Origin of the sequence: Paenibacillus sp. FSL W7-1279 (assembly GCF_037969845.1) — a bacterium.
GTDB lineage: Bacteria > Bacillota > Bacilli > Paenibacillales > Paenibacillaceae > Paenibacillus_AQ.
The window spans coordinates 266,818-279,148 of sequence record NZ_CP150215.1; the positions used below are offsets into that span (position 1 = coordinate 266,818).

9 protein-coding genes are annotated in these 12,331 nt (G+C 50.0%); all 9 read left to right on the plus strand.

Going from position 1 to position 12,331, the window contains the following annotated elements; all coding sequences use genetic code 11:
• Positions 1-115: 115 nt before the first annotated feature.
• Entirely contained in the window at positions 116-1,135 is a 1,020-nt protein-coding gene (locus MKY82_RS01260) for a LacI family DNA-binding transcriptional regulator (RefSeq protein ID WP_194540418.1), read from the plus strand.
• Positions 1,136-1,253: 118 nt separating this feature from the next.
• Positions 1,254-2,243: an ABC transporter permease subunit gene (locus MKY82_RS01265; RefSeq protein WP_339295288.1), complete on the plus strand. Its 990-nt coding sequence runs from the start codon at positions 1,254-1,256 to the stop codon at positions 2,241-2,243.
• Positions 2,244-2,266: 23 nt separating this feature from the next.
• Entirely contained in the window at positions 2,267-3,151 is an 885-nt protein-coding gene (locus MKY82_RS01270; protein WP_194540420.1) for a carbohydrate ABC transporter permease, read from the plus strand.
• 83 nt (positions 3,152-3,234) lie between these two features.
• Complete coding sequence (locus tag MKY82_RS01275; protein WP_194540421.1) at positions 3,235-4,878, plus strand: sugar ABC transporter substrate-binding protein; 1,644 nt, start codon at positions 3,235-3,237, stop codon at positions 4,876-4,878.
• 112 nt (positions 4,879-4,990) lie between these two features.
• Entirely contained in the window at positions 4,991-6,340 is a 1,350-nt protein-coding gene (locus MKY82_RS01280; RefSeq protein WP_339295289.1) for a glycoside hydrolase family 30 beta sandwich domain-containing protein, read from the plus strand.
• Positions 6,341-6,521: 181 nt separating this feature from the next.
• Positions 6,522-8,234, plus strand: coding sequence for a PrpR N-terminal domain-containing protein (locus tag MKY82_RS01285; protein ID WP_339295290.1), 1,713 nt, complete (start codon positions 6,522-6,524; stop codon positions 8,232-8,234).
• Positions 8,235-8,474: 240 nt separating this feature from the next.
• On the plus strand, positions 8,475-9,464 hold the full coding sequence (locus tag MKY82_RS01290; protein ID WP_194540424.1) for a 2-keto-3-deoxygluconate permease: 990 nt from the start codon (positions 8,475-8,477) through the stop codon (positions 9,462-9,464).
• A 15-nt stretch (positions 9,465-9,479) separates the two neighbouring features.
• Positions 9,480-10,781 (plus strand): four-carbon acid sugar kinase family protein, encoded by a 1,302-nt coding sequence (locus MKY82_RS01295; protein ID WP_339295291.1) that lies wholly within the window; start codon positions 9,480-9,482, stop codon positions 10,779-10,781.
• Positions 10,778-11,782 (plus strand): 4-hydroxythreonine-4-phosphate dehydrogenase PdxA, encoded by a 1,005-nt coding sequence (pdxA, locus tag MKY82_RS01300; protein ID WP_339295292.1) that lies wholly within the window; start codon positions 10,778-10,780, stop codon positions 11,780-11,782. Before MKY82_RS01295 ends, pdxA begins: the two co-directional genes overlap by 4 nt.
• The last annotated feature ends 549 nt before the right edge of the window (positions 11,783-12,331 follow it).

Below are 12,331 nucleotides of genomic sequence, written 5' to 3' on the forward strand. Positions count from 1 at the left end.
TAATCGAAAAAAATATTTGTAACCCCTTCCAAAAAAACATTGTGTTCACCTCGCGTATGTGGTAACTTATGTACATAAAAACGTTTTTATCGCAAAGGAAGAATGGAATGGTTATATGGGTAAAGTAACAATCAAGGATGTGGCAAGAGAAGCCGGCGTCTCCATTTCTACGGTTTCGAATGCATTGAACGATGTAGATGTATTGAACCCGGAGACCAAATCCCATGTGCTGAAGGTGGCGGAGCGACTCAATTATGTGCCTAACCTGAACGGAAAGCTATTGAAGTCGGGGAAGACCAAGATGCTGGGCTTCTTTACGACAAGCGTGTCAGGGCCTTACTTCTACACATTGGTGGAGTCGATGTCACGTGAATGTGACCGTCTGGGTTATGGATTGAACGTATTCGTGACGAAGGATAAGCAGATAATCATGAGCAATATTATGGGCGGCCGGGTGGATGGCGTCATTATCTTTGAAGAGCTGAAGATCGACGATAGAGACATCGCCGCTATGGAGAAGGACAAGATTAAGGCCGTTTTTCTGGATCGCGAGGTTCAGAGTGAGACGATGGGCAGCATCATATTCGACTCTTACGTAGCCGGTTATGAAGCAACCAAGTACCTGATCAGCCTGGGACATAAGAAGATTGCCTACATCTCCGGCGTGGATACGATGTTTGACAGCGTGCAGCGGAAAGAAGGATATCTGGCCGCGCTTCGGGAGTGCCAGTTCCCGATCGACGGAGACTACATCCTGCAAGGCTATTTTGAGGAAGAGGGTTCCTATAACGCCGTCAAATCGTTTCTTCACTTACACCCTGGCAAAGTGCCGGACGCGTTTCTTGCCGGTAATGACGTGAGTGCCATCGGCTGCATTCGGGCGTTGAAGTCCCATGGATACGAGGTTCCGCAGGACGTCAGCGTCGTAGGATTCGATGATATCGATATCGCGCAGTATTTTACGCCGCCTTTATCGACCGTACGCAATCAGATTGCCAGACAGGGGATTCTGGTCGTGGACCATCTGGTGCGCATGATTCAGAAGAAAGAGAAGGGCAAGATTCAGAAGCTTCCGGGAGAGCTGGTCGTTCGCGGCTCCAGTCATGTGAAGATGAATCGGAATGAATCGGGTTAAGCGAAGAGACGAGACTTACCAAGTCGCTTTTTTTAAAATGATTCAATAAAATCAGGGCGTTTTTTTACTGAAAATAAAAACGTTTTTATGGCGGTTCGAATCAAAGGAGGCTAAGCAGGTGAGCAAAACAGCTGCAGTTCAGTCAACCGGCACGGGAGCGGTTCGACCCACCGGGAAAAAGCCGATGGGGCAGAGGATCAAGGAATTCTTTATGGATTACAAGCGGCAATGGGAGCTTCAATCGATGATCATTCCCGGCGTCATCTTCATGTTCATCTTCTGCTACATACCGATTTACGGTTTGACGATTGCGTTTAAAAATTACACCGTTATCGATACGTTGGATTCCGCGCCGTGGGTGGGCTTGGATAACTTCAAAATTATTTTGTCGGACAAGTATTTTTGGGATTCCGTCGTCAACACGCTGGGCATCAGCTTCTTGAAATTGGCGATCGGCTTTGTCATTCCGATCATTCTGGCCATCATGATTTACGAGGTGGGCATGGGGCGCTTCAAAAAAATCGTCCAAACCGTCTCCTACCTGCCCCACTTCTTGTCCTGGATCGTATTGGGTGGCATGCTCATTACTTGGTTCTCGACATCCGGCCTGTTCAACGAGATATTGCTTGCTTTGGGGCTGATCTCGCAGCCGCAAAACATTTTGCTTGATCCAAGCAAGTATTGGTGGATCGCAACGCTGTCGGATATTTGGAAAGAGGCCGGCTGGGGAACGATTCTGTATCTGGCGATCATGGCCAAGATCGATCCTACCTACTACGAGGCTGCAAGAATCGACGGGGCCAGCCGACTAAGACAGATCTGGAACATTACCTTACCGAACATGAAGATGATTATCAGCTTGAATCTGATCCTGACTGTAAGCGGTTTATTGGGATCGAATCTGGATCAAACTTTGGTGCTCATGAATTCGCAGAACCGGGAAAAGGCTGAAGTCATTAACTCGTACGTGTACCGGATGGGTATGACGCAGGGAGATTTCTCCTATGCCACAGCCGTTGGTTTGGGTGTATCCATCATCTCCGTCATTCTGCTCGTTACGGCGAATAAGGTGACCAGTAAATTAAACGATAATCAATCCGTTCTATAGGTCATGCAGAAGGGGGTATAACGGTGAATTTCAAAGCAGCAAAAGGGGATCTCGACAGCCGGATCTTTGATACGATCAACATCATTTTACTGGTTACGTTTACGATCATCATTGTCGTTCCGTTATGGAACGTCGTCGTCTCATCCTTCAGCTCGGGCAGGTCCCTTGCCGAGGGTGGGTTCATCTTCTGGCCTACCGAATTCTCGCTTGAGAATTATCAGGCCGTGTTCCGGGATGCGAATATATGGAACGCCTTCTTTATCTCGGTAGCCAAAACTGTGATCGGGGTCATCACGCACGTGTTCTTCTGTGCCATGGTGGGTTACGGCTTGAGCAAAAAATACGTACGCGGCCGCAAGTTCTACGTGGCAATGGGCGTCGTCACCATGTTTTTTTCGGGCGGCATGATTCCGACGTACTTGTTGATCAAAGACTTGGGGCTGTTAAACAGCTTCTGGGTTTATATTATCCCAGCCCTGTTAAGCTTTTACGACGTCATCATTCTGATGAATTTCTTCCGCAACGTGCCGGATTCGCTGGAAGAGTCGGCGAAGATCGACGGCGGGGGAGACTGGAGGATTTTCCTGAGCATCTTCATTCCGCTTTCGATGCCGGCTATGGCGACGATAGCCCTGTTTAACGGGGTGGGGCAGTGGAATGATTTTATGACCACCAAATTGTATATCACCGATCAGTCGCTGTATCCGTTACAGATGATGCTGTATGAGATTATTGTGCAGTCCCAGACCCAATCGATGCAAAATATCGGTTCGGTCGCGATTCAGACAACGACCAAAGGGGTCCAACTAGCAACAATTGTCGTGACGACGCTGCCGATTGTTGTGATGTATCCAATATTACAGAAATATTTTATCTCCGGCATGATGCTCGGAGCTGTTAAAGAGTAGAGAAACTGCTCTTTAAAGGGGTGGAACAGAAGCAAGTCAGGGTCTGGTAAGTAAGCGCTTTTATTAAAAGGGAGGGTTACAGGATGTTGATGAACAAAGCATTTGGCAAGAAAGGACTTACGCTGATTACGGCATTGATGGCGGTTGTGCTGGTTGTGAGCGGCTGCGGCGGGTCTGGCGGGAATTCCGGCTCCAAGAAGGAAAATTGGGTTTCGATCGAGGATCGTTATACACCGAATGCTGAGACGCCGGCTTGGCAGCTGGATAAAAAAGAAGAGACAACCGAGCTTACGTGGTACGTGAATGCGGATTGGTGGAATACGGATTTTGGCAAGGACGTTGTAACTAAAAAGATTAAGGAAGACCTGAACATCAACATCAAATTTATCACGGGTGACGACACCAAGCTGAATACGTTTTTTGCCGGCGGGGACATGCCGGATCTGATTACAACGTTTGACTCCAATTCTCCGGTTGTGCAGAAGGCGGCGACATGGGCGCTGCCGCTGAACGATCTGGCCGAGAAATACGACCCTTACTTCAATAAAGTAGCGGCGCAGGATACCCTCAACTGGTTCCAATTGAAGGATGGCAAGACGTACGGATATCCGAACTACTCCAATACCCAGGAGGATTATGACAGCGGTAACATTCCGGCCAAAACGGCATTTATCATCCGCAAGGATGTTTATGAAGCGTTAGGTAAGCCTGCTATGGGAACGCCGGAAGAATTCCGGACCGTTCTTGCTGATATCAAGAAGCAATTCCCTGCTCTGATTCCACTTGGATTCAACTCCATCGGCGAAGGAACGGGCTCGCTTGGCGACGTGCTGCAGGATTTCATCGGCGTACCGCTGGAGGAGAATGGCGGTTTCTATAACCGTAATCTGGATGAAGATTATCTGACTTGGGTGAAGGCGTTCAATACCGTATATCGGGACGGCGCGATCAGCGATGACAGCTTTGCCGATGACGGAACGGCTTTTGAAGAGAAGGTGAAGGCGGGCAAATACGCAACGATCATGCTGGACGGCACGCCGCAGCAGGGCGGAAACCTGCAGAGCTTCTACAGCAACAACAAAGGCAAAGAATACATCGCAATTGACGGACCGCAAAGCACGGCAGGACGCCAGCCGACGTTGAATCAATCCGGTATCACCGGCTGGATGATCAGCTTCATTACGAAAAATAATGCAGATCCTGCCAAGTCGATTCAGCTCTTCACCTACCTGTTAAGCGAAGAAGGACAAATGCTGATGAATTACGGCATCGAAGGCGAGACCTACCAGGTGAATGCAGATGGAACGGTGGAGTTCCTCCCTGCCGTAAAGGATCTTCAGATGAACAATCCGGATACCTTCAAAAAGGATTACCGCATGGGCGAATTTATGTTCTTCGGGCATGACCGCCATAAAGCGCTGAGCGGGGATGCGTTCCCGGATGCGATCAAGCAAATGCAGGAATGGGGCAAAGGCAAGCTGACGCCGCACTTTATTTTGGAGAACATCAACCCGGATCAGGGAACACCGGAAGCACGCTCCCTGACGGCCATCAATACGAAATGGAACTCCACGCTCGTCAGCATGATTCGTTCCAAGGACGACGCAGCCTTCGATAGTCTCTTGAACGAATATAAAAAGTTCCTGGACGATAACAACTGGGATAAAATCGTCGAAGTCCGCAACGAAAAGATGAAGGCGAACAAAGAGAAGCTGGGGCTGAAATAACTCTAGGGTAATGGTAGGGAGGGTCCCCTTCTTGACAGGAGAGGGGCTCTTTCCAAAGTTATCTTCAGTAGGCCATGGATAGGAAGACACAAGAAACCTGGAGGGAAACAACATGCTGAACATCACCATCTACCAGTCGAACGGGGAAGAAGAATTATTCGTGAAGAAAGACAAGGCGCAGCTGACACCCGTAACTACGGGTGCACAGCAGCATACGGTTGTCATCGATGAGGAGCAGACGTTTCAGGAGATGGACGGCTTCGGCGCGTCCTTCACGGACTCCGCTGCTTATCTGATCCATCAGGTGCTGGATGCGACGCAGCGTTCAGAGCTCATGAATCAGCTCTTTGATCCCAGCGAAGGGATCGGATTATCTGTACTCCGCCAGCCGATGGGGGCATCCGATTACGCGCGTGACTTCTACAGCTATAATGATATGCCTGAGGGTCAGACGGATGTAGAGCTGGAGCATTTCTCCATTGTGCATGACGAGGAAGACGTTATTCCTCTCCTGCAGGAAGCGCTCCGTTTGAATCCGGACGTCAAGCTGATGGGCTCCCCGTGGAGTCCGCCCGGCTGGATGAAGACGAGCGGGTCAATGATCGGTGGAGAGCTGAAACCCGAATACTATTCGGTGTATGCTAATTATTTTGTGCGTTACATTCAGGGGTATGAAGCTAACGGTCTGCCAATCTATGCAATCACGCCGCAAAATGAGGCATTGTACTCGCCGGGTCATTATCCAGGCATGATCATGCTGCCCGAGGCGCAAAGCGATTTCATCAAGAATCATCTGAAGCCGCAATTTGTGAAGAACGGTATCGATACGAAAATCTTTTGTTATGACCATAATTGGGACAAGCCGGACTACCCGTTGACCGTTTTTGAGCAAGCGGGAGACGCTGTGGATGGCGTCGCTTGGCACTGGTACGGCGGCAAGCCGTCGGCCCAATCCGAAGTGTTCGATGCATTCCCGGGGAAAGAGGTTCATTTCACGGAAGGATCGGGCGGGGAGTGGATCCCGCCGTTTGAGCAGGCCTTCTCCAATGTGATGCGAACCGGAATCGAGATACTTCGCAATCACAGTAAATCCTACGTGCTGTGGAATATGGCGCTGGACGAGAAGAACGGCCCTACCGTTCCGGGCTTTGGAAAAAGCACCTGCCGCGGCATAGTCACGGTAAATCAGCAGACGAAGGAGCTTACCTATACGCTGGACTACTATGCGCTGGCGCATTTTAGTAAGGTGATCCGTCCGAAAGCGGTTCGCATTGCTTCTACCAGCAATGAGTGCATCCGTTCGGTAGCATTCAAGAACACGGATGGATCGATTGCCGTTGTGTTGTTTAACGACAGCGAGCATGTGGAGAGTACTGCACTGCGCTTGCGAGGAACGGAACACCTTAACCTCAGCCTTGCGCCGAAAAGCGCTGTATCTGTATTGATAGAGGTGTTAGGGTGAGGTAACATTTTCATAGGTTAGATAAGATAAGATAAGGCACTCTGTTCGGCGCCATCGGCCTTTTTGGTTGATGGTTGCATTGGCTGGGGTGCCTTTTCATATATAGAGTTGGTTATTTCATATAGAAACGGTAGAATAATAACAAGAATAAGGTTGACCAAAGAAAATACAGGTGACAATCATGACCATTAAAACGTTATTTATTGCTCCGTATCCCGCAATGAGCCATTTAATAGAAGAATGCCGGAAGGAAGAGCCGGAGCTGGATGTGCAAGTCGAGGTCGGCAATTTGCTAGAAGCGGTTCCTCTGGCAAAGGAAGGCGAACGCATGGGATATGACGTGATTATTAGCCGGGGCGGTACGGCTAAGCTGATCGAATCCGAGGTACGCATTCCCGTTATCGATGTCCATGTTTCAGGCTATGACATGCTGCGCGTGCTCACCTTAGCCAATCATTTTCCAGGCAAAAAAGCCATTGTGGGCTTCTCCAATATTACGCTTGGAGCCAAAGCCATTACCGATGTGCTGGATATCGAGGTTGACGTGTTCACGGTAGAGAAGGCCGAAGAGGTAGATCGGCTGCTGGAGGATCTGAAGACGAAGGGCTTCGAATTAATCATGGGCGATGTGGTGACGATAGAAGCAGCTGCCAAGCACCATTTGGAAGGGATTCTGATCCAATCCGGGCGCGAGGCCATCTTCGATGCATTTCAAAAGGCCAAATCCGCGTTTCGGTTACATGAACAGACGCAGTGGGAAATATCTTTTCTGCAAGCACTGCTGAAGGAAACGGCTGCGAACCTTGCCGTATTGGATGCTGAGGGACAGGTTGTATATGAACAGTGGCCGGATTATGGTTCCTGTCCGCTCCCGGTGGAAGCCTTGCAAGCCGATCTACGGCTAAACCGGGAGGCGGAAGCCTTGGTCCTGATTCAGGATGACGGAACCCGGAAGCTTAAGCAGAGAAGGACGCTGAAAGTAATACAGGGACAGCGGTACTACCTGTACACTTTTTCCGAGATGAAGCAAAATGGGGAGGCCGCAGGCTATCATGTCGAGGCCGTGGCCCAATTGCCGATGTTGATATCGCAAAGCGAGGCGATGCGCGGCTGCCTGCAGCGGATCGAGGATCATCTGGACAGCCGTGCCTTGATTCTCATCGGCGAAGCCGGTACAGGCAAGCAGCTGCTCTCCCGGTATATTCATTACCGAAAGAACGAAGGCCGGGGCTTGTATGTCCGGCTTACCGGAAAGCAGGCTGTGGCCTTGTCGGAAAACCACGAAAAGGAAGCTTGGGACAGCGATATCCGCACGCTATATCTCCATGGATTGGATGCGATCGCTCCGCAAGAAATGTCGGATTTGAAGCAGTGGATGAACGAGATGAAAAACCGGGCATTCACGGTCATCCTCTCGCTGGAAAAGGACGATTCGAATTATCATCCCCTCCTGCTGGATGAGGAGGCGGCAAGGATTGCCGTGCCGGCTCTGCGCGAGCGTATGGACGACATCAAACCATTGGTGACTTATTATATTGCCTCCTACCATGGCACGCTTGGGACTTCACCGATTAAGATCAAGGAGGAAGCGATTCAGCTGCTGACCCAGTACGATTGGCCGGGCAACGTGTCGGAGCTGAAAATCCTGCTCCAGGACGCAGTGACGGAGGAGAAGGGCTACGTGATCGGCAAGCCGCTCATTTCCCGGCTTCTTGCCAAGAAGGAAGGTCATCCGTCAACTGCAATGAGCCCCGAGTTTCTTCATGGTACGCTGGATGAGATCGAGAAGAGGATCATCGACGCGATTATGGAGGAAGAACAATTTAATCAGACGAAGGTTGCGGAGCGGCTCGGTATCAACCGTTCGACCCTGTGGAGAAAGCTGAAACAATAGTTTCAGCTTTTTTTTTATTTTGCGATCAATAGATCCCTCCGTTTCGGCAGATATTAGGATAAAGAGGGATTTATTTCAATAAACTAGCGGCAACACAACAATCAATTGTTTAAATTTGCAACAATTAATATTTAATATGTTGCAAATTTAATTGTATGCACTTACAATAAACCCTGCAAGCGATTTCAATATGAAATCACTGTTTAATATTGAAACAATTATTAGAGGGGTGTTACAATAATGAAGATTAAAGCGACGTTGGATCGGATTCCTGGAGGTATGATGGTAGTACCGTTGCTTATTGCAGCAGTCATCAATACTTTTGCTCCGGATCTACTCCGGATCGGGAATTTTACGGAGTCTTTATTTGTAAACGGTTCAGGTACATTGATTGCGCTGTTCCTCCTCTGTACGGGGGCACAGATTAACGTCAAATCTTTTGGCGTTTCCGTTGGAAAAGGAGCAACGCTGCTTGCAACGAAGTGGGTGGTCGGCGCAGCGTTCGGACTGATCGCTTACCTGTTTGCCGGAGAGAACGGATTGTGGCTGGGTCTGGCGCCGATAGCTGTCATTGCGGCGATGACCAACAGTAATGGGGGATTGTTTGTAGCCTTGGTAGGCCAATATGGCAGCAAGGAAGATCGTGCTGCGTATTCGCTGCTTGCCCTGAATGACGGACCTTTCCTCACGATGGTGGCCTTATCAATCTTCGGCGCCATGGGATTCGTGGACGGCATGTTCTCCTTCGTATCCTTCATCTCGGTTCTTCTTCCGATTATTGTGGGGATGGTGCTGGGTAATTTGGATGAGGAGATGCGCAAGTTTTTGGACAAAGGCAGCTCCATGCTGATTCCGTTCTTTGCATTTGCGCTCGGAATGGGCATTGATTTCGGAGCGATCGTGGATGGCGGCTTGTCGGGTATCATTCTTGGACTGCTTACGGTTTTCGTTACAGGTACTGCAGGATACTTTGTGTTTAAAGCGTTGAAATGGAATCCGATCGTGGGGGCGGCGGAAGGCTCCACAGCCGGTAATGCCGTGGCTACGCCTGCTGCAATCGGGGCGGCGAATGCTTCCTTTGCAGCATTTACCGATATCGCGACGGTGCAGGTTGCGGCGTCCGTGGTAACGACCGCCATCCTGCTTCCTTTATATGTCGGGTTTTTAGTGAAGCGTCTAGAGAAGAAAGGGCACTCATTTGATACAAATACAGCAGATGCCGAATCATAGAAGGTGTGATGAAATGTGATAAAACAAATTGGAATCATCGCGGACGATCTGACCGGTGCGAATGACTCGGGTGTACAATTGGCGAAGAAGGGGCTGGTTTCCACCGTCGTCTTCGATCATCGCCATTACCGTCAGGACACCCGTGCCGAAGTGTTGATCGTGGATACGGATAGCAGGGCGAAACGCAGTGTGGGCGCCTATGAAGCGGCGTACGAAGCCGCTCAATTCCTTGAAGAGCAGGGCTGCCGCCACATCTACAAGAAGCTGGATTCGACCTTGCGCGGGAATGTTGCAGAGGAATTGTTTGCGGTGCAGAAGGTATTCCGGCCGGACTTGGTGCTGATCGCTCCGGCTTTTCCCAAAATGAACCGCACGACGGTACAGGGACATCATTATGTTCAAGGTGTACTGATCACGGAGACGGAGTTTGCCAAGGATCCCAAAACACCCGTTATGGAAAGTTATATCCCGAAGCTGCTGCAGAGGGTAGGAGAGCCTGAGGCGGTGCTGGTTTCATCAAGTCAAGTGCGGCAGCCCGCCGCGCAATTTCTGCCATGGCTCCAATCCAAGCTGGCCGAAGGTCAAACTTGGTTTGTATGCGATAGTGAGACGGAAGCGGATTTACAGGCGATAGCGGCATTATTTTCACAGCTAGACAAGAAGATTCTGTGGGCCGGTTCTGCCGGATTAATCGAATACTTGCCGGAGGAGCTGTCCCTGATTTCCGTGGAGGAGAGGAGCCAAGACTGGGCTGGGGCGGATAAAGCGCTGATCGTATCAGGGAGCTTGTCCCAAACGACCCGACGGCAGCTTCGTGCCGTCAAGGACATGCCTGGCTCGTTGATGCTGGAGATCGATCCGGCCGCGTTGATTCGTGAAACTTACGACACGGAAGATATCCTGCAGCAAATCGCTCAGGATATGGACAAGCGGTATTTGGTCCTGTACGTCGACGCTTCGGAAGATAACCGCAGGCTGGCAAAAGAAGCAGGGGATGAGCAGGGATTATCTTCAACCGAGGTAAGCGAAGCGATCTCGTTGGGACTCGGAAGAATGACAAAAGCCATTTTACAGGCATACGCTGAGATCCAAGGGTTGGTATTAACCGGCGGGGATACGGCTAAGGCTATCTGTATGGAACTTGGCATGGGAGAAATGCAGCTGTATTCGGAAGTAGAGCCCGGCCTGCCGTTCGGAAGGCTTCAGGGCATGGGAAAAGGCTACTGGACCGTCACCAAAGCCGGGGGCTTCGGAAATGATCGATCCCTGGTAGATTCCTTGCACTATATAACAAATAAGAAAAAGGTGAGAACATGAGCCAGCATAAACCGGTTATCGGGATTACCATGGGAGATGCCGCAGGCGTAGGTCCTGAAATTATACTCAAAAGCCTCATGAATGAGGAGATGTATCATATCAGTCACCCGGTTGTGATCGGGGACGTGAAGATACTGGAGCGGGCAAAGTCCTTCGTGGGCAGTGACTTGACTATCGAAGCGATTACTGCCGATGAGATCGAGCAGGTTGACTACCGTTTTGGCACGATTCATGTGCTTGATCTGGATCTGCTGCCAGGGGACTTGCCGATAGGACGAGTTGCTCCGGAAGCCGGACACGCCGCGTTCAAATTTTTGGAGACAGCCATCGAATTGGCGAAGGACCATAAAATCCAGGCCATATGCACCGCACCGCTGAATAAGGAAGCCCTGCATAAAGGGGGTCACAAATATCCGGGCCATACGGAGATTCTGGCGGATTTGACCGGAACCACGGACTATTCCATGATGCTGTCGGCGCCGAATCTGAAGGTTATTCACGTGACGACCCATGTCGGCATCCTCGATGCCGTCCGTTCGATTAATCCTGAGCGCGTATACCATGTCATTAAGCTTGCTCATGAGACGCTGCAGAAGTCCGGCATCGCCGCTCCGCGGATTGCCGTTTGCGGAATTAATCCTCATGCGGGCGAGAACGGACTGTTCGGATATGGCGAAGAGGAAGAGAAAGTCATACCGGGCGTCGAAAAGGCGCAGGCGGAAGGAATCCAGGTCGTAGGCCCGCTGCCGGCCGATACGCTGTTCTTCCGGACGGTACGCGGTGACTTTGACATTGTAGTAGCCATGTATCACGATCAGGGACATGGTCCCGTCAAAGTGCTCGGCTTGGACGCAGGCGTCAACATTACCGTTGGCCTTCCGATTATCCGCACCAGTGTCGATCACGGTACAGCGTTCGACATTGCCGGTCAAGGCATCGCCGATGAGAAAAGCTTGATGGAAGCCATCCGTCAGGCGGCGGAGCTGGCGCCTAAAGCGTAAAGATGTTGTTGCTTGGCGGTCATAGCGGCCGCCATTAATCTTTAATGGAAGTGACTGCAGAAGACTCTGCTGAATCACTGCCATAACAAAAAGATGACTCCACCTGTGGGATCATCTTTTTTATTGTTTCTTCATCCGTGATGTTTCAGTGTGATTTTTCGCTAACATGAGAAACTCGATCAACAGTATGAAGGGAAAGGCTGTTTTGGTGATGTTTGGGATTAGAATAGCCGGCTGCCGCGAAAAAATCGCGGCCTTTTTTGTACAACAAAATAAGCATCGTGCCTGAGACTCATTGAGCTATGCATGGTCCTTTAGTCCGTTTAGCTCAACATGTATCTTTAGTAATGCTTTTTATAAATAGAACCTTAGAGAACTAGTAGTATCAAAATCAAATGATAGGTCGCACGTAGGGCGATACTGGTATAATATGGCTGTTTTTTTCGCATGGGAAGGACATATGTAGAAGGATGTCGTATTCCCACACCATATATCTTTCTTAGTCGGTTACCGCGGGCAAGTCTTTTTTTGGAATAGCGTTTCAACAGA

What these genes read in the sequence shown, in the direction of transcription:
- pdxA (WP_339295292.1), top strand. Translation starts at nt 10,778, where the DNA reads ATGAGCCAGCATAAACCGGTTATCGGGATTACCATGGGAGATGCCGCA.
- MKY82_RS01285 (WP_339295290.1), top strand. Translation starts at nt 6,522, where the DNA reads ATGACCATTAAAACGTTATTTATTGCTCCGTATCCCGCAATGAGCCAT.
- MKY82_RS01290 (WP_194540424.1), top strand. Translation starts at nt 8,475, where the DNA reads ATGAAGATTAAAGCGACGTTGGATCGGATTCCTGGAGGTATGATGGTA.
- MKY82_RS01260 (WP_194540418.1), top strand. Translation starts at nt 116, where the DNA reads ATGGGTAAAGTAACAATCAAGGATGTGGCAAGAGAAGCCGGCGTCTCC.
- MKY82_RS01280 (WP_339295289.1), top strand. Translation starts at nt 4,991, where the DNA reads ATGCTGAACATCACCATCTACCAGTCGAACGGGGAAGAAGAATTATTC.
- MKY82_RS01275 (WP_194540421.1), top strand. Translation starts at nt 3,235, where the DNA reads ATGTTGATGAACAAAGCATTTGGCAAGAAAGGACTTACGCTGATTACG.